Genomic DNA, 17,393 nt, shown 5'->3' with positions numbered 1-17,393 from the left:
TATTAAGACATGAAAATACGAATATTTACACGTTCGTGCATCATCTGAGATAATTCTAAACCGGGGGAAACAATCCCAAATTCCTCTTCATTTAAATTTTCAATTTTTTCTGTTGCTTCGATTAAGACAGTCTGAAATTCTTGAATTGTCTTTTGACCTGCCACTTGCCCCAGAGGGACAGCCCGTACCGCATTTTGCACAAGATTTGAAACTGCAGAATACAAATAGTACAAAGTAGTCGTTGATGAAGGGACACCAAGATGATGACCTACAATCGTAAATACAATGGAAGGATGTCCAAACGATTGCTTTTGATCTATACGCTCCCGATATGTTAAAAGAATTGGTATATCATATAGGGATTCAATAAGATTTAACATCCGTTCACCCATCCTTTGGGTTCCTTCTCTTGTTTCACGCGGCAAATTTTGAACAGTCAACATACGATCTAATTTCCATACTGTTTGTAAATCTTCCTTCTCTAACGCTTCATATACAAGGCGAGAAGCAATCCCATCTGAATAGATGAGCTGCTCGTTTACATACGTATGAAGCCATTGTACGAACGTTGCCTGATCATGGACTTTATCTTCTTGGATATAGGTCTCAAGACCATACGAATGACTGAAAGCCCCTATAGGAAAATTTGAATCGCATAGTTGGAGTAAAGATAGAATATTATTCATGGCTATGGCCGATATGGCGAAAGGCCTGTTTTACTTTTCGGTCTTCACGTTTATAAGGAATCTGCAGGTCTTGAAGTAATTCTTCTACAAGATAATCATATTGAACAAGCATTTCGTCCTCTTCAAACTGGGCCGGCAGGTGGCGGTTTCCTAATTGATGAGCGATTGTTCCCATTTCATTCAAGGTGCGCGGTTTGATGACTAATAAATCATCGGATAGTACATCGATAACGATCATATTTTTATCATTCATATACAAAACATCACCAGCGACAAGGTCACGCGGTTCTTTTAAACGTATTCCAATTTCATTGCCATGATCTGTTTTCACCCGTTGGATTCGTTTTACTAAATTAGCACTTTCGAGGTACACTTTTTCAATATGGCGTTTTTCAATTTCCTCCTTTTCCATGTTTTCAATATTTGTTACGATTTGTTCAATTATCATGACTCTCACCTCAGAATAGGAAATATCGTTGACCCATTGGCACCTCATCAACAGGGTCACATGTAATGAATTGGCCATTTACTTTTACTTCATATGTTTGTGGATCGACCGTTATTTCAGGAGTTTCGCAATTCAGCTTCATATCTTTTTTCGTTAAATTGCGAATGCCCCGAACCGGAAGAATGATTTTTTGCAATCCAAGCTTCTCATGCACTTTGTCATCGAAAGCTGCCTGAGAAATAAACGTAATGGAAGTGCTGGACAGCGCGCTGCCAAATTGCCCATACATCGGACGGTAAATAACCGGCTGCGGTGTCGGGATAGAGGCGTTAGCATCTCCCATTAAGCTCTCGGCAACAAAGCCGCTTTTCATCACCATTTCAGGCTTCACACCGAAAAATGCTGGCTTCCAAACAACGAGATCGGCCATTTTCCCTATCTCGATTGAACCGACATATTCGGAAATACCATGAGTAATGGCAGGATTAATGGTATATTTGGCAATATAACGTTTCACGCGGTTGTTATCCGAAAGCTCGCTGTCGCCCGCGATTGTTCCTCTTTGTTTTTTCATCTTATCGGCTACTTGCCAAGTACGTAAAATGACTTCTCCAATCCGTCCCATCGCTTGGGCATCCGAACTAGTCATACTGAATACACCCATATCCTGGAGAATATCCTCAGCCGCAATCGTTTCACGTCTGATACGTGAGTCAGCAAACGCCAAATCTTCTGGAATAGATGGATTCAAGTGGTGACAGACCATTAACATATCTAAATGCTCGTCTACTGTATTGACTGTATAAGGGAGTGTCGGGTTCGTAGATGACGGCAGAACATTGTTAAAGCTGGCCGATTTAATTAAATCAGGGGCATGTCCTCCCCCTGCACCCTCTGTATGATACATGTGAATGACGCGATTTTTAATAGCTGCCATTGTATTTTCCATAAATCCGCCTTCATTTAATGTATCCGCATGAAGGGCAACCTGTACATCATATTTGTCAGCCACACTTAGGGCATGGTCGATAGCTGAAGCTGTAGCGCCCCAGTCCTCATGAACTTTCAGTCCGATGGCACCAGCGCGTATTTGCTCTCCAAGCGGTTCTTCTGAAGCAGCTTGTCCTTTTCCTGTAAACCCGACATTAACCGGCATGCCTTCTGCTGCTTCAAGCATGCGGTGCATATGCCACTCACCCGGTGTAACTGTAGTAGCCTTTGATCCTGCAGCAGGTCCTGTTCCTCCTCCAATTAAGGTGGTAAGACCTGAAGCTAATGCTGTTCTGATTTGCTCCGGATTTATAAAATGAACGTGAGCATCAATTCCACCTGGAGTGACGATCATACCTTCAGCAGCAATAATTTCTGTACCGGCGCCAATCACAATATCCACATTGTCCATGATTAGCGGATTACCCGCTTTTCCGATTCCAGCAATTTTGCCATCACGAATTCCAATGTCTGCTTTATAAATACCAGTGTAATCTAAGATAACAGCATTCGTCATGACAACATCTGCTATTCCCTCCCCACGTGTAGCTAGAGGGTGTTGTCCCATTCCATCACGAATAACTTTACCGCCGCCGAATACAACTTCATCGCCATATGTTGTATAGTCTTTCTCAATTTGAATGAGCAAATCTGTATCTGCCAGACGAATAGAATCCCCTGTCGTCGGACCGTACATTTCAGCGTATTGCTTTCTTGGCATCTTGAAACTCATGATTGGTTCCCCTCTTTTTCTAATGGTCCGTCCACTTTATTATTAAATCCATATACCCGACGTTCGCCGGCGTAAGGCACTAATTCCACTTCTTTTTCATCACCGGGCTCAAAACGCACAGCTGCTCCTGCCGGAATGTTGAGTCGCTTCCCAAACGCTTCTTCTCGTTTGAATTGAAGCGCTTCATTCACTTCATAAAAATGAAAATGTGAACCTACTTGAACTGGGCGGTCACCTGTATTCGTTACAGTCAATTTAGACGCCGTTCTTCCGACATTACAAATGATATCTTTTTCTTTCAAAAATAGTTGTCCCGGTTGCATTTGAACAGCCCCCTATCCATTTTATTTAATCGGACTATGTACTGTTACAAGCTTTGTGCCGTCTGGAAATGTAGCTTCTACCTGGATATCTTCAATCATTTCCGGAATACCTTCCATTACATCTTCCCTCGACAAAATGGTTGTTCCATATTCCATCAGCTCCGCAACTGTTTTTCCATCCCGTGCTCCCTCCAACACTTCATACGTTATAAGCGCTACTGCTTCCGGGTGGTTCAATTTCAATCCTCGTTCTTTACGTCGCTTCGCAAGATCTGCAGCAACAACAATCATAAGTTTGTCTACCTCACGCGGTAATAGTTGCATCATGAAACCTCCCTTTTTCGGCAAAAAAAGTCTGTTAAATCAAAATGAACAAACGGGGATTATTCTCTCCTTTTTTCTTATAGGGGGAGCCAATTCATGAACATTCCGACCTGACAGCGCCTAAAAATCAAGTGTTTCCTGCCTGTTGTGCAAAGAGACAACTGCCAAAAAACCATGCTGGAAACCATTGGATTTACCTTCACAAATACAGGATAAGATTGGCCACCTGTTATTCAAACTGAAAATATACTTGATTCCCCGCTTCCATTTGAAATGAGTATATCATTTATTACATATATGTCAATTTATATATTTAAAAATTTACATATGATATACTGTAGATATTTAAGTTGAAAAGAAGGAGATGATACATGATGCAAAAAAACAAGCATCATTTATTAAGCGAGGGGGTGTTTTTCCCTTTAATAACAGCTTCTCTCAAAGGCATCTCTCAAGTCATCCTGATTGAGAATGTAATGACCGGCTTTCTAATTCTGATAGCCATCACTGTTTCTTCTTATTATTTAGGCATAATTGCTCTGTTGTCCGCTATTATCGGCACCTTAGCAGGGAAATTGGGGGCGGCAGATGAAAAGAATATAAATCAGGGTTTGTTAGGATATAATTCTGTGTTAACTGGAATGGCATTGGCATCATTCTTAACTGGCCCTTACATGTGGCTTATCGCTTTAATTGGGGCAGCCGCAGCAGCCATCTTCACAGCCGCCATGATGCATTTTACGAAAAGAACCGAAGTTCCAATTCTTACATTCCCCTTTGTTATCCTGACATGGTTTATATTATTAGCTTCATACAAATTAAAAGGGATTAGATTAAGTTCTGCCCTGGTACCTCAGGATTTAACACACTGGGAACTAAAGACAGCAGGTGAAGTCAATTTAATAGACGGGGTCTTTCATGGAATTGGACAAGTATTTTTTCTTAGTAACACAGTATCTGGGATTTTAGTATTCCTCGCCGTATGTTGGGCAGGAAGAAAACTAGGACTATATACAGTTATCGGAAATGCAGTTGCTATCATCATTGCATTCCTTTTAGGAGGGGAGCATTCTCTCATCACATTGGGTCTTTACGGGTATAACGCAATTTTAACTATTCTGGCCGTATCTTCTGTTTTTAAAAGTGAACATAACCGGTTTGCATTTTTATCAGGGATCATTTCAGCTTGTCTGACAGTGCCTATCACAGCAGGCCTCAGCACGTATCTTTTGCCATATGGACTCCCTGCCCTAACAATGCCGTTTGTTCTTTGCTCCTGGCTGTTTCTGGGTGCAAGAAAGGTTCTGCCAAACTTGTAGCATTGCCAATTGATAATGTAAGATCAATCAATTTTTTCTGCAATTAACTTAGCGACGAAAATGAATCATTTGTATATAGACAGAATCAAAGAATCGCGACAAGAAGTTACGCAAAAAGTTCTGGAAGAAATCAAGATGTTTCACTATAGTAAGAGTTTAGGGATAAATTATTGTTCATGAATATGTATCTTTCATACAAAAAGTTGACAATCTCCCTTTATCACTATAGGGAAGCAGAGAAATGCCTGAACCCAGTGGGCACTTCACAAAAGTCTGGGCTTTTTTAATTGTTGCATAAAAAGAAATTCATATTTTATTTTCGTGATTCTGTTACAGCACTGATTGGAGTAATGATAAATCCATATTAACGCATTGAATATTCTGAGGATCGCTGAAATGTAGATGTATGAGTTACCTCGTAACCTGCTGCAGTTTAGTTTGGCAATGGTGGAAATAAACCATCGAGAGGAGCTTAAATGAAAGAAAATAAAGTGAGAAATTGGCTGATCTACGTTTCGTATGATTGAGTAAAGCAAGGACCTTCTATTATGAATATTGGGAATTGACTGTAATCACACAAGTGAATCATGTAGCATTTCTTTTCCTTGTAGAAGTTTGTCCACGATGACTCCATACTCTTTTATGTCTGCATACATACCTTTTTCACTGAAGAACTCAAAGGTTTCTCGAACTGCGTCAAGGTCAAATGATAAGTACAACCCGTAAATCATTTTCTGCTTTGTAAGGAATTCTTGGTCCTCAAACTTTTTAAGTCCACTCCTTACCCTCGAAGTACCGATCTTCTGCTTCAATCCATTTCTCTTGCTTCGCTTTAACGTGCGAAATATTAAAGAGGGCTTTTGGCAAAAAGCTGTTCTTTTCATATTTATAAAGTTCAGCAGCCATTTGAAAATGATTTTCTGCTTTGTGAAGTTCTTCAAGTTGATTACAACATACTCCTATATTCAAAATATGATGATTTCAAACAAGTACAAAACCTCTTTTTAGCTTTTTGAAATATGCGCCTTTTGATTTCTATCCCTGAGATCCTTCTTCTTTTAAGCTGTATTTAATACAGAGAACTAAACAGGCTGAAGCGATGTAAAATGGAAATTAGGAGAGGAATAATTTAAAAAGGGAGTTCACAATCAATTGTTTCCCTTCTAAAACAAAAACCCCACCCTTTTTAAAGGTGGAGTTTTAAATCTTGATTTCTCCGTTCCAGGTTACTTTTCCTTACCAGTTATCTATTGCTTCTTGAAAACTGTCTTGTAAATACTCATCAAAACTAGAATATCTTTCAATCTCCTTTTTGCTTATATCGTCCCACCTTATTACACAGTGATTTTCTTCAGTATTGAGGCAATAAACAAATTCGTCCACATTTTCAACAACTAAGTATTTATCAGGCAAACCAAAATTTCTAAATCTCTCAGTAGCATCAACTACTGAAGAATACCCATTTCCCTCTACTCCTAAAACTTCAACTCCACATATTCCACCTGAGCCATATGCTTTAACAAACTCTTTATATTGCCTTGGAAATTTGCACCCTAGTTTTTCTTCAGCCCTGGAAATATCTTCTTCGGATACTGCTCCGAAAAAATCACCTTTTTCTATATATTCATTTATCATCTTTGCAATTTTAACATTCATTTTCAATTCTCACCTCAATCTAAATTTTCCGATCTCCAACTCCAATATTTTCTTCTAAAGTTATTGAATTGTTTGTCTAAAATTTTATCATTTCTAAAACTGTCTCCATTTTTTATCAATCCATGTAAAATCTTTTTGTACTCATCGTGTGTAGTGGCTATGATTTCAACCATATCGCCCGCTTCTTTTTGAATAATGTGGTGAAGCTCGATTTGAGATTCTATTCCATTCTTATCAACTGCGTATGGAGCTCTTCCTTTTGCAACAAGTTCTTTATTTGAAAGTCCCTTTGCTTTCGGGTTTTTAGGTGTGTAGTTCCAGTCAATGTCTACTTTCTGGTATACACGTCTTGAAATGTCTCTTTCTTTTCCGCCTACTTTAACAGTACCTTCAATTTCAACTGCCTTATAATTATCTCCTAGCCAATCAAGTTTAATTTCCTTACCAACTAGCTTTGTTGATTTTTTTCTGCTTCCACTTATGCCATCCGAAACTTTCTTTGCAAACTGAATAAACTTTTCTTTTATCTTCTCACCATTGAGTACATTATATGGAACTTTCCCTATGCCCGCAAATTCAACTTGCGGCTCAAAAGGGTTGTGTATTTGAATCCCTTTTATTTTTGAAGCGACCCTTTGCATCGATTGTTTGAAAGACGCTACGCTTTTTTCTAAAGCTTCCTTTGAAACCTTCATCGTTTTGCTTGTGGCTTTCTTTGTAACTGCCTTTACTTTAGCTCCAGCTTTTCCGATTTTTCCGGCTTTCGAGACTTTGCTTAATTTGTCTGCACCTTTTGAGCCTACTAGCGATGTTCCCACCGTTGTAAGGGCATAGCCGAACCAATGGCTTCTGCTGTAGGCATCACCATTGATCACATCCCGCTCGAAGGATTCTTCAATATCCTTTTTTATGATGTTAAAGGTATCTACGGGGTGAATGATCACATGGCCGATGCCCTCCAGTGTTTCCTTCGGGTGGGTTGCAGCGTCCCACAACCCAATGCCCGCATCGACTAGATTATCTTTTACTCCCCCAAGAAATCCAATTGGATCAAAGAACTCATCACGCTTCATCTTCTGCAGTGCCTGAACATATTGTTTCTGCTCTGAGTCTAGATTGTCATACCCAATCTCTTTGGCCATTTCAAGATATTCATCAGGATCAGATACTTTGGCAAGCTTTTCTTTTAACTCTTCAATCCTGCGTTTTTCAGCTTCTTCTTTTTTAATTGTAAGGTATTCCTCTGTTTTCTTATGTATTTCATCTTTATACTTGAATACTTTTGTGTCGTAATATGCTTTTGCATTGAAGTTGATCGGTTGTGCGTTTTTTCCTTTTCCTGTAGCGTCTAGTAAAGCTTTGATTCTTTTATCGATGTAGTCTTGATTCAATTCCGATTTCTCATATTCGTTTTTTAATTTCCAATCGGTTTCATGAATTTTGTCAACTGTGTTGTCTTTAATTACTTTTGAATTAGAGATATGTTCTTTAAAGTCGAATGTTGAAAAGACTCCTAACGGAACGATGTCTTTTATGTCTTCTAAGATAGCTTTAATCGCTTGCTTTTGTTCGGCAACCATTTCATTTGATTTTCTATAAGCAATCTCTAATTCGTTTTCCAGAAAGGAAGTGTCAACGAATGTGTTGCCCGCCAGATCTGCTTCTTCTAACGCTCCGGCAATGCTGTCCAGAAAAGCGATTTGCATGTCAAACATACCAAGCCATTCATCAACATTTCTGGCATGTTCTTTATAAAAGGACTTGATATTGTCAGCGCCTCTTCCCTGAAACTCATCGCCTAAGTCAGCCATCCCCATAAAAGCCCTTTGCAGATTGACAAACTGTTCTCTGGCTTTCTTGTATTCATGTGATCGTGCTTCCATGGCGGATTTTAGTGATTTTGCTTCATATACTTTCATGAATCCAAACCCTTCCTAAGTCATGGTCAATAGAAAGTTTACCACTAAACGGAAAAGAATTGGTGAATAAATCCTGTCTGTCCATGAAAATGAATCGAATAGATCATGACAATAAACCTAATCAAAAAAGACAGCCAGATTGATATTCCCCCTTCTAAGTAGACAGTGGAAAAAGCCAACTATTAGAACGTTAACTTGGACTTAAGGATTATACCTAACAATATGAAGGGTATGTTCTTCCCCTCCGACTACACAGATAAGCAATCAGGATTAAATATATTAGCCCACTTAATGCGTTTATTAAATGGGTGCCAAAAGAGTAAAATGGGGAACTAAAGAACGCCAAGCGTATAGGGATTGGTACAATAAAAAATATGGAAAAAACTTGGGCAAAATTTGATGTTCATCATCAACTACCTAGGGAGTATGGCGGAGGTAATCAGACAAGTAATTTAATTCCAATCGATGTGAATTTTCATAGGAAGAAGTAAATCCATCGTGGGCTTCTTATTCTGAAACCAGTTTATAATACTCCTGGATATTCGGACTCACTTCCCAATATTTCGTCCCGTTAGAAGACACTAACATATCAAACCATATCTCAAAATTAGAATCTAAGTTAACCGCATCTTCTATAGCATCAATTGAATCTAGATATAACATATAACCTAATCCGTTTCTTGATTTGTTTGTGTCTATGACATATCTTCCGTCAAAATGATATCCAATTAGGACGTATCCCTCGGGGAAATCTTGAACTTCGTTATATTCAATGATTCCTTCTATGTTAAGTATTTCAACACCATCAAACATTTTCATCCCATTGTGTTGCAACAAAAACTCTTTATAATCATTAGGGAAAGTAACACCTAACTTCTTTTCTAAGTCGCTAATTGCTTGAGGACTTGCTGGATCTTCAAAATAAAAAGCAGCATCTTCCATGACATACCCCCCATGATGGAACATAGGGAATGTACCATATTTAGAAACTGCTTTCTTGATACCATTTAGAGTCATGTGTACTAACTTTCCTTCTTCCATAAAAGCTCCTCCTTTGTAAGGATCTCACTAAAGTTCACTACACAGAAACATACAACAGCGAAATTTTAAATGGACACCATCTTTTTATTAAGACATTGGTAACTACCAACTGATCATTAAGGTTTCATTTGATTTTTCAACTCTCCCCATTCACCTGGACATGACGATTTTTTGCCAGACCGAAAATAAGCTGCTTCTTTTCGCTGCATGGCAATTCGTTTCTAATCGAAAAACAGGCTTTTCATGTAAATGTCTGGGGATCACATGAAAATGAACGTGCTTTATATCTTGCTGAGCGTGCTCTCCATTATCAGAAAGGATCGTGTAATCTTCACAAATTCCTGACTGAATTAAAATTTGAGGAATTTTGATTAAGGCGTTCATGAATGCGCTTGCCAGGATGGGATCGTCCAATTCATCCAGCCTTTCAATATGTTGATTGGGAATGATCAGTGTATGACCATTTGTGATAGGATTAAGATCGAGAAATGATGTGATATGTTCATTTTTATACACTTCATAGCAATGAACGTTCTGTTTCGCGATATCGCAAAATATACATGTGCACATGTTCCGCTTCACACCTACAAGTTTGATTTAGTTATCATTATACACTTTAAATGGAATGTTCGAATATTAAAAATAATGATAGTTTACATAAAATTATTATCGTCAACTATTTGGGTGCAAAATAAAAAAGCCATTTTAAATAAAATGACTTAGGTGCTGCAATTGCCGTATGCAAGTAAGAAAGTTTTAAACCACACTCCTCAAAGTGGGTGTCTGCAGAAACTTTCCTGCCGTCCTTTCTCAGAAGGCTTGACATTCCAGGTTCGATATAAAACTCCCTATTACAGCTTAAAGGTTAAAACTTAATTATCATTACGTACAATGCAGCGTATTTAGATTATAGTATAGATAAAACAAAAAAGCAACCATTGATTGCCGAAGGTCAATAATAAGCCGAATATTGACAAAATTCTGTTAGTTGGTGATGATCGCACAACCCTTTCTTACAAGGTGATCATAGATTATGTAGTGAGGTGATGTTTAGTGGTTAAAATTTTCATCGATCCGGGCCATGGCGGTACAGACCCAGGTGCAACCGGCAACGGCTTGCAGGAAAAGAATATCACATTGCAAATCGCCTTGGCTCTCAGAAACCTGTTGCTTGATGAATATCAAAATGTTTCTGTGCAGCTGAGTAGGACAAGCGACCAGACTGTCAGTCTGACGCAAAGGACGAACGCCGCAAACAGCTGGGGTGCTGATTTTTACCTGTCAATCCACATTAACGCCGGAGGCGGTACAGGCTATGAAGACTATATTTATCCTGGTGTCGGCGCTCCTACCACCACCTACCAGAATATTATGCATGAAGAGATTTTAAAAGCGGTCGATTTTAATGACCGCGGTAAGAAAACGGCCGATTTCCATGTTTTGCGCGAGTCGAATATGCCGGCGCTGCTCACGGAAAATGGTTTTGTGGATAATGCAAACGACGCCAATAAACTGAAATCACCAACTTTTATCCAATCCATCGTCAGAGGCCATGCCAATGGACTGGCGAGGGCATTCAGTCTGTCGAAAAAAACGACAGCTCTCTATAAAGTTCAAATCGGCGCCTTCGAGAAGAAGGCAAACGCCGATGATCTTGCGGCGAGGGCGAAAGCCAAAGGATTTGACGCCATCGTCATTTACAGAGACAGCCTTTATAAGGTGCAAATCGGGGCATTTTCCTCTAAAGCGAATGCTGAAGCACTGGCCCAGGAGGCAAAAAACGCCGGATTTGATGCTTTTGTTTATCAAGAATAGAAAAAAGCCTGCGGTCTTCACAGATCGCAGGTTTTTCATGCTTTGACAGCTTCGCTTTCGACCGCCGTTTTTTTGTTCGATACATAGCTGTTTAACATCATCCCTACGACGACCAGGACCATGCCGGCCCAGGATACGGCTCCGGGCAGCGGGCTTGAAAGGATGACAATTTCTCCTGCTGCCGCAAACAAAACTTCAAATGATTGCGTCGCTTCGACAGCGGCCAGTTTCTGCATATTCCCTTTGACAATATCAGTTGCGGCAAAGAACAAAATCGTCGCGCATATTCCGGAAAACACAGCGACCAAAGCGGATTGGACAAGCTGACCGGCGCTTGGCGGACCTGCTTGCCAAAAGCCGAATAGAGAAAGGAACAGCCAAAACGGAAGACTTGCCAGCGTCATTCCGAGTACGCGCTGATATGCGTCAAGACGACCGCCGCAAAGCTCCATCATTTTCCTGTTTCCGAGCGGATAGGCAAAAGAAGCTAAGATGACCGGAGCAACACATAAGACCATCTCCTTTAATGAAAGCTGTGCCGCATGTTCCGCCTGCATCAGCACAACCCCCGCCAAAATCAAAAGCGACATCATCAACCCCTTATAAGGGATTTGTCCCCTGATTTGCACAAGCCCTGCTTTTGTTTGGACAGTCTCATAAAAAAACGGCGCCAATAGCGAGCCTGAGATGATGGTGACCTGCCATGTTCCCGCAATCAGCCAGCCCGGTCCGAAAACGGCGGCAAAACACAGCGGCGCATAAAAAAAGCCGAACCCGACGATGCTCCATTTCATCCAGCCGAGCGGCGCTTTTTTGATTTCCTGAAAGACCTGTGCCGCATTTCCTCTCATACAAACGATGGCAAAGAGGAGCGGCGCCATGAATAGAAACCGGAGAGAAGCGCTCCAGATCCAGCTTCCCCCGCCGAGCTCCATCGCTCTGTTGAGGACAAATGTGAAAGCGAAAAAGAAAGCGGCGCAAATGCCAAGTATAATCGGCCTCAAACCCATCACTCCTTTTCTTGATGTCCGGCCAATCGATTTCCAAGACTCAGCCAGTTCTCCTCGGCAAGCCTCGCCGCCGTTTCAGCATTTCTCTTTTGAGCGGCTTCGATGATCTTTCGATGCTGTTCAACTGATTTCATGCTGCTGACTGAAGAAAACTGGGACATTTCCAGCCGGAAAATCTTGGCGGTGATTCTGTCCAGTGCACGGATAATTTCCGGATTTTTGGCCGTGTTTAAAAATACGCGGTGAAATGCTTCATCTGCTTCAATGGCGGCGATGATGTCCTCTTTTTCAATCGCATGCTGGAGACGATTGTTATGCTCCTCCAGCTCTTTTATATCCTCCTCTGTTAAGGAAGGGATTGAAAGCCGGACGGCCAAAGCGTGCAATGCAGCCGTTACGGGAAAGGCATGCTCTGCCTCTTCACGGTTCAGCGGGGCTACACGTGTTGCCGATCCTGGTACCGCTTCGACAAGTCCTTCATCCTCCAGTCGTTTGAATGCCTCTCTGACAGGGGTGCGGCTGATGCCGAATTGCTCAGCAAGCTCCTGATCATGAAGGCGCTCTCCAGGCTTCAACTGTAAATGGACGATTTCGCGTTTAAGCGCTTGGTAGACTTCTTCACGGAATGAAATCCGCTTAATCGGTTTAATGTTATTGTTCATCATAAAACCAATATATCGCATTTTGGTTTTATGTTCAATATAAAAAGAGGTTCGGCTGTAAAGCCGAACCTCTTATGCTTATACTAAAATATCAACAACAAACTGCGACCATGATTCCAGCCTGTCATAGACGCTTTTCTCTTTCAGATCTGACGCTTTCATCCAGCGGCCGGCAATCTGATCCTGTTCTTTCACTTCAACATGTGCGCCCTTTTTTAGCTCAAGCGCGGAGAGGATACCGATATGGACTTTGCCAACGCTGTTTTCATCATCGTTAATCAGTCCGAGCGTCACCATTTTTTCTTTATCTGCTTCCTGGATCAAAAGCTCTTCGTCAAGCTCCCGATCTGTATTCAGCTTCAAAATATCAGAAAAGCCAAGGCCGCTAGTAAAGTTCATATGTCCGCCGAAGCCGAGCGACAGCTTATTGTGAAGCCGCGCTTCCCCGCCGCCTTCAAGCCGTTCATAAACGAAGATTTCATCATCCCTTTTCATGACAACATAAGGGATCGGCTGTTTAAAGGCAGGGTTTTCCTCGGCGTCCCCCCTTCTCATCTCACTGAAATGACGTTCGATGTGCGCCATGATCTGTTCGATCGTTTTCCGATCACTATTTACACCTTGAAAGGTCAGCGTTTCCTTTGCAAATACTTCTTCCCGCGGCGCCACGAGAATCATTTCATCCATTTTCCCCATCGATCAAGTTCCTCCTCAAGATAAAAGAGCAGATCGATTCTGCTCTTGTTTTGCCATGCTATTTGTTTTTCAGCCGTTAGGCCGGCGGTGCGGACAGATGTTTCTTCCGCACCGTCCGTCTTAGTTTTCGTCAAAATAAAAGTCGTCGTCTTTCAGCGGTTCAACGGTTGCTTTTTTGTAGCCGTTCCCTTTCATGGAGAAGAAGTCGTGCGATTTCGTTTTCGTATTCAAGCCGTTCAAGACGATCGGGTTGATCTCTTCTTCTTCGAAATAGGCCTCAAAGCCAAGGTTCATCAGCGCCTTGTTTGCATTGTAGCGAATGAACTTTTTGACATCGTGTGACAGGCCGACCTGATCATACAAGTCTTCTGTATATTCAAGCTCGTTTTCATAAAGCTCTTTCAATAGATCGATCGCAAAGGCATATAGCTCCTCTTTCTTCTCCGGTGTCTGCTGATTGTAAATCTCCTGGGCGAGCAGACCGACATAAACGCCGTGAATCGCTTCATCCCGGAGGATCAGGTTGATGATTTCACCGCTCTGCATGAGCTTGCCTTGTCCGTAAAAATAAAGGGGATAGTAGAAGCCGCTGTAAAACAGGAAGCTTTCCAGATAGACCGACGCGACCATCGCCTTAAACAGCGATATTTTGTCGCCCCCGCGGATTTCTTCATAGATCCCGACAATCGTCCGCGCTTTCTTTTGCAGGTATTTATTTTGTTTCACCCATTCAAAGACTTCGTTGATCGTCTCTGTCGGGGCAAGGGTCATGAAAATGTTGGAATAGGACTTGGCGTGAACCGCGTTCTCCATCATCGCCATGAAGTTGAGCACCGCTTTGCGCTGGTGGCCTTCAACATGCTCTGCGACAAGAGGCATTCCGGTGTTGCCCTGCTCCGTATCGAGAAGGGTCAGCCCTGCGAGCACTTTCATGTATGTGTCCTGTTCGTTTTTGCCCAAGTACTTCCATGTGAGAAGATCGCCGTTTAAGGCGATTTCTTCCGGAAGCCAAAACTGCTTTACATTTTGGTTGTAAAACATCTGGGTAAAATCATCTTCATGCTTTGACCAGTTTGCTGCATCATATATTTTCGTCACTTTCGCATACTCTCCTTTAATCAAACGACACAAGAAAGGCAGCCTTCTTGCCCTGTATCCTTCGTTCTTGCATAGTAAAGTGTTTTGATTCCTTTATGATGGGCATAGAGGTCGATCCGGTTCAGATCGCGTGTCGTCATTGTATCTTTCAGGAACAATGTAAAGCTTATGCCTTGGTCAACGTGCTGCTGGATCGTTGCGATCATATCCACGACTCTAAACATGTCCATATCATACGCCTCTTTATAGAAGAACCAGTTGCTTGGCGCAAGGCCCGGCATCGGATAGTATGTTTTGGAATTGCCGTATGTTCTTTCTTCAATCCGCTCCATAATCGGCATCACGGATGCTGTGCTTGACTGCACATATGAAATAGATCCCGTCGGTGCGATGCACAATCTGTAGCTGTGGTACAGCCCGTGCTCTTTGACGTATTCTTTCAGCTGTTTCCAATCTTCTTTCGTCGGAATGTGCATGCCTTCAAATAGCTTGGCAATCTTCTCAAATTTAGGCGAAAAGTCTTGTGTGATGTACTTTTCAAAGTACTCTCCTGTCGCGTATGAAGAGCCTTCATACTGATAGAACGTCTCCCCTTTTTGCTCGGCGATCTCTGCGGACCGTTGTATGGAGTAGAAGTTCATCATCATAAAGAACGTATTAGCGAAGTCTCGCGCTTCTTCGCTTTCATAGGCGATACCGTTTTGCGCCAAATATCCGTGCAGGTTCATCGCTCCGAGGCCGATCGATTTCATCGCTTTGTTTGCCTTTCTGACAGCCGGCGCGTTTGTGATGTTTGTTGTTTCCGATACGTGCGTCAGCGAGTCGGTCGCAAGCTTCACCGTCTGCTCAAGCGATTTGTTTTTCATGACATTCAGGATGTTCAAAGAACCCAGGTTGCAGGAGATATCCAGACCGATTTCATCTTCCTCGCCGTAATCCGTATAGGATGATACTTGGGATGCCTGAAGGACCTCTGAGCAAAGGTTGGAAAATTTAACCTTGGACACATGGTTATTGGCATGCGCCTTATTGACGTTGTCCTGGAACATGATGTACGGATAACCGGATTCAGACCTTAACATCGCCAGCTTCTCAAGCATTTTGCGCGGGTTGATTTTTTCCTTTTTGACCCTCGGGTCTTCAACGAGGCGGTCGTACATTTCATTCATGTCCATTTCGTCCATATGCTCGCCGTATGCTTTATAAATGGTGTGCGGATAGAATACATATGCCGCTTTATCTTCCCTGGCAAGCTCGACGAATTTATCGGGAATCACCACCCCGATGGACAGTGTTTTCACCCTGACATCCTCATCGGCTGAGATTTTCTTTGTATCAAGAAAATCGTTGATATCGCGGTGGAAAATGTTTAAGTACGCCGCTCCGGAGCCTTGTCTCTGACCCATTTGGTCAGCGTAGCGGAACGCGTTGTCGAGAAGCTTCATTACGCCGACGACGCCTTTTGTCGCATTTTCAACGTCTTTGATCGCTTCGCCTTTCGCACGGAGCTTCGAAAGGTTTAGCGACACGCCTCCCCCCAGCTTTGAAAGCTGCATGGAAATATCAACGGCTCTGGAGATGTCGTTTAAGGAATCATTGACTTCCAAGAGGAAGCAGCTGACCAGCTCGCCGCGGCGTTTCCGTCCGGCATTGAGGAATGTCGGCGTGCTCGGCTGGTATTCCTGGTTGATCATCATTCTGACAAATTCCTTCGCCTTCTCCTTATCACCGTTTGCAAAAAATAAAGCAACGATGGAGATCCGGTCTTCGTAGCGCTCAAGAATTTTTTTCTTGTCATTCGTTTTCAGCGCATAGTCGTTGTAAAACTTAAAAGCGCTCATAAAGGACGGGAATCTGAATTTTTTTGCGTAAGCCTCTTTGAATACTTCTTTGATTTCTTCAAATGTGTACTGGCTTAAGAACTCTTCTTCATAGTAGTCGTTCTCTATTAAGTAATCGATTTTTTCTTTCAGATCATGGAAAAATACCGTATTTTGGTTGATGTAGTCGACAAAATAACTATGTACAGCTTCTTTATCTTTATCAAACTGGAATTTCCCGTCTTTTTGAATCATGATCTCATTGTTTAACTGGATCCATTTTGGCACTTGATTTTGTGACAACTCTTTCTACCTCCCGAGTAAACAGTTCAACGTCTTTGGCCGTCCCGCTGAGCTCGAATTTGCAGAGAATCGGAACTTGATACTGTTTCGATATTTTTTCTGCGCTTCTTGCAAAATTATCTCCCCAAACTCTGTTTCCGCTTGCCGCCACACCCAATAAAAGGTGGGCGTTCTTCTCAAGAAACATCTCGGTTGTTTTCGGAACTTCCCCAAACCCTGTCGTGTACGTGATTAAAATAAACGGTTCGTCTAGATATTCCGCTGCAGCGACCTTCCGCTTATGATGAAAAGGCGTTTTTTCCACAAAGCGCTGAACGTTTCCCGTTTTTGAATCAAATACGATCTGAATCATCATTATCACGACCTATTAAAATTGTTTCAGAGTCTCTCAACTCGTCCTTACACAATATATAGTATACCATCATTCGAAAAAACACAATATATTGATACGCGAGTTGAAAAAGTTCACAATTCGCTTCAGCTCTGGGAGGCCTAAAGGCCAAAGAAATATGAGTAGAATGAGAGCCGTCGCTCACCCTACTCATGAAAC

18 protein-coding genes and 1 other RNA gene are annotated in these 17,393 nt (G+C 41.9%); 2 read left to right on the top strand and 17 right to left on the bottom strand.

All coding sequences use genetic code 11. From position 1 onward, the window contains the following. Positions 1–2 precede the first annotated feature (2 nt). The 5 genes from ACINLD_RS04950 to ACINLD_RS04930 are packed head-to-tail and all read right to left on the bottom strand — an operon-like array spanning position 3 to position 3,504. Entirely contained in the window at positions 3–686 is a 684-nt protein-coding gene (locus ACINLD_RS04950) for an urease accessory protein UreF (RefSeq protein WP_077736780.1), read from the bottom strand. Then, positions 679–1,134, bottom strand: a complete 456-nt coding sequence (ureE, locus tag ACINLD_RS04945; protein ID WP_026587129.1) for an urease accessory protein UreE — start codon at positions 1,132–1,134, stop codon at positions 679–681. The genes ACINLD_RS04950 and ureE overlap by 8 nt, the downstream gene beginning before the upstream one ends. 10 nt (positions 1,135–1,144) lie before the next feature. Continuing rightward, positions 1,145–2,857 (bottom strand): urease subunit alpha, encoded by a 1,713-nt coding sequence (gene ureC, locus ACINLD_RS04940; RefSeq protein WP_077736781.1) that lies wholly within the window; start codon positions 2,855–2,857, stop codon positions 1,145–1,147. Beyond that, positions 2,854–3,180 carry an urease subunit beta gene (gene ureB / locus ACINLD_RS04935; protein WP_026587127.1) on the bottom strand — a complete coding sequence of 109 codons (327 nt, stop codon included), beginning with the start codon at positions 3,178–3,180 and terminating at the stop codon, positions 2,854–2,856. Before ureB ends, ureC begins: the two co-directional genes overlap by 4 nt. Before the next feature lie 21 nt (positions 3,181–3,201). Beyond that, positions 3,202–3,504 carry an urease subunit gamma gene (locus tag ACINLD_RS04930; protein ID WP_026587126.1) on the bottom strand — a complete coding sequence of 101 codons (303 nt, stop codon included), beginning with the start codon at positions 3,502–3,504 and terminating at the stop codon, positions 3,202–3,204. A gap of 371 nt (positions 3,505–3,875) precedes the next feature. Here ACINLD_RS04930 and ACINLD_RS04925 point away from each other — a divergent pair, with 371 nt between their 5' ends. Next, positions 3,876–4,823, top strand: coding sequence for an urea transporter (locus ACINLD_RS04925; RefSeq protein ID WP_051290369.1), 948 nt, complete (start codon positions 3,876–3,878; stop codon positions 4,821–4,823). A 572-nt stretch (positions 4,824–5,395) separates the two neighbouring features. On the opposite strand, the gene ACINLD_RS04920 is transcribed toward ACINLD_RS04925, so the two are convergent. From ACINLD_RS04920 to ssrS, 6 genes are all read right to left on the bottom strand, one after another. After that, a complete protein-coding gene (locus tag ACINLD_RS04920) occupies positions 5,396–5,635 on the bottom strand; it encodes a hypothetical protein (protein WP_077736782.1) in 240 nt (79 codons plus the stop codon). Between the two features lie 424 nt (positions 5,636–6,059). Then, a complete protein-coding gene (locus tag ACINLD_RS04915) occupies positions 6,060–6,479 on the bottom strand; it encodes an SMI1/KNR4 family protein (RefSeq protein WP_077736783.1) in 420 nt (139 codons plus the stop codon). A gap of 14 nt (positions 6,480–6,493) precedes the next feature. After that, a complete protein-coding gene (locus ACINLD_RS04910) occupies positions 6,494–8,398 on the bottom strand; it encodes a T7SS effector LXG polymorphic toxin (protein WP_077736784.1) in 1,905 nt (634 codons plus the stop codon). Between the two features lie 507 nt (positions 8,399–8,905). Continuing rightward, a complete protein-coding gene (locus ACINLD_RS04905) occupies positions 8,906–9,340 on the bottom strand; it encodes an SMI1/KNR4 family protein (protein WP_142246154.1) in 435 nt (144 codons plus the stop codon). A gap of 249 nt (positions 9,341–9,589) precedes the next feature. After that, positions 9,590–10,009: an HIT domain-containing protein gene (locus ACINLD_RS04900; RefSeq protein ID WP_026587113.1), complete on the bottom strand. Its 420-nt coding sequence runs from the start codon at positions 10,007–10,009 to the stop codon at positions 9,590–9,592. Between the two features lie 149 nt (positions 10,010–10,158). Further along, positions 10,159–10,342: non-coding RNA, 6S RNA (gene ssrS / locus ACINLD_RS04895), on the bottom strand. A gap of 150 nt (positions 10,343–10,492) precedes the next feature. Here ssrS and ACINLD_RS04890 point away from each other — a divergent pair. Further along, entirely contained in the window at positions 10,493–11,254 is a 762-nt protein-coding gene (locus ACINLD_RS04890) for an N-acetylmuramoyl-L-alanine amidase (protein ID WP_026587112.1), read from the top strand. 35 nt (positions 11,255–11,289) lie between these two features. On the opposite strand, the gene ACINLD_RS04885 is transcribed toward ACINLD_RS04890, so the two are convergent. The 6 genes from ACINLD_RS04885 to nrdI all read right to left on the bottom strand — a co-directional run bounded on the left by ACINLD_RS04885 (position 11,290) and on the right by nrdI (position 17,195). Then, positions 11,290–12,258: a multidrug resistance efflux transporter family protein gene (locus ACINLD_RS04885; protein ID WP_077736785.1), complete on the bottom strand. Its 969-nt coding sequence runs from the start codon at positions 12,256–12,258 to the stop codon at positions 11,290–11,292. Between the two features lie 5 nt (positions 12,259–12,263). Continuing rightward, the gene (locus tag ACINLD_RS04880) at positions 12,264–12,929 is read right to left on the bottom strand and encodes a GntR family transcriptional regulator (protein WP_410206935.1); all 666 of its coding nucleotides are present in this window, start codon (positions 12,927–12,929) and stop codon (positions 12,264–12,266) included. Between the two features lie 75 nt (positions 12,930–13,004). After that, complete coding sequence (locus tag ACINLD_RS04875) at positions 13,005–13,622, bottom strand: hypothetical protein (RefSeq protein ID WP_077736787.1); 618 nt, start codon at positions 13,620–13,622, stop codon at positions 13,005–13,007. 120 nt (positions 13,623–13,742) lie between these two features. Then, positions 13,743–14,720 carry a class 1b ribonucleoside-diphosphate reductase subunit beta gene (gene nrdF, locus ACINLD_RS04870; RefSeq protein WP_026587108.1) on the bottom strand — a complete coding sequence of 326 codons (978 nt, stop codon included), beginning with the start codon at positions 14,718–14,720 and terminating at the stop codon, positions 13,743–13,745. A gap of 20 nt (positions 14,721–14,740) precedes the next feature. Continuing rightward, positions 14,741–16,843 (bottom strand): class 1b ribonucleoside-diphosphate reductase subunit alpha, encoded by a 2,103-nt coding sequence (nrdE, locus tag ACINLD_RS04865; RefSeq protein WP_026587107.1) that lies wholly within the window; start codon positions 16,841–16,843, stop codon positions 14,741–14,743. Beyond that, positions 16,800–17,195 carry a class Ib ribonucleoside-diphosphate reductase assembly flavoprotein NrdI gene (gene nrdI, locus ACINLD_RS04860; protein WP_026587106.1) on the bottom strand — a complete coding sequence of 132 codons (396 nt, stop codon included), beginning with the start codon at positions 17,193–17,195 and terminating at the stop codon, positions 16,800–16,802. Before nrdI ends, nrdE begins: the two co-directional genes overlap by 44 nt. Positions 17,196–17,393 lie beyond the last annotated feature (198 nt).

It is taken from the genome of Bacillus sp. z60-11, from assembly GCF_046464135.1.
Lineage (GTDB): Bacteria > Bacillota > Bacilli > Bacillales > Bacillaceae > Bacillus > Bacillus sonorensis_A.
Note: the sequence above shows the minus strand (reverse complement) of the source record. Positions and strands in the feature narration are given on the sequence as shown.

Excerpts from the sequence above, each read along its gene's own strand:
- nrdI (WP_026587106.1), bottom strand. The coding sequence starts at position 17,195 with ATGATTCAGATCGTATTTGATTCAAAAACGGGAAACGTTCAGCGCTTT.
- ACINLD_RS04910 (WP_077736784.1), bottom strand. The coding sequence starts at position 8,398 with ATGAAAGTATATGAAGCAAAATCACTAAAATCCGCCATGGAAGCACGA.
- ureB (WP_026587127.1), bottom strand. The coding sequence starts at position 3,180 with ATGCAACCGGGACAACTATTTTTGAAAGAAAAAGATATCATTTGTAAT.
- ACINLD_RS04880 (WP_410206935.1), bottom strand. The coding sequence starts at position 12,929 with ATGATGAACAATAACATTAAACCGATTAAGCGGATTTCATTCCGTGAA.
- ACINLD_RS04930 (WP_026587126.1), bottom strand. The coding sequence starts at position 3,504 with ATGCAACTATTACCGCGTGAGGTAGACAAACTTATGATTGTTGTTGCT.
- ureC (WP_077736781.1), bottom strand. The coding sequence starts at position 2,857 with ATGAGTTTCAAGATGCCAAGAAAGCAATACGCTGAAATGTACGGTCCG.
- ACINLD_RS04900 (WP_026587113.1), bottom strand. The coding sequence starts at position 10,009 with ATGTGCACATGTATATTTTGCGATATCGCGAAACAGAACGTTCATTGC.
- ACINLD_RS04905 (WP_142246154.1), bottom strand. The coding sequence starts at position 9,340 with ATGGAAGATGCTGCTTTTTATTTTGAAGATCCAGCAAGTCCTCAAGCA.
- ACINLD_RS04950 (WP_077736780.1), bottom strand. The coding sequence starts at position 686 with ATGAATAATATTCTATCTTTACTCCAACTATGCGATTCAAATTTTCCT.
- ACINLD_RS04925 (WP_051290369.1), top strand. The coding sequence starts at position 3,876 with ATGATGCAAAAAAACAAGCATCATTTATTAAGCGAGGGGGTGTTTTTC.
- ACINLD_RS04875 (WP_077736787.1), bottom strand. The coding sequence starts at position 13,622 with ATGGGGAAAATGGATGAAATGATTCTCGTGGCGCCGCGGGAAGAAGTA.
- ACINLD_RS04915 (WP_077736783.1), bottom strand. The coding sequence starts at position 6,479 with ATGAATGTTAAAATTGCAAAGATGATAAATGAATATATAGAAAAAGGT.
- ureE (WP_026587129.1), bottom strand. The coding sequence starts at position 1,134 with ATGATAATTGAACAAATCGTAACAAATATTGAAAACATGGAAAAGGAG.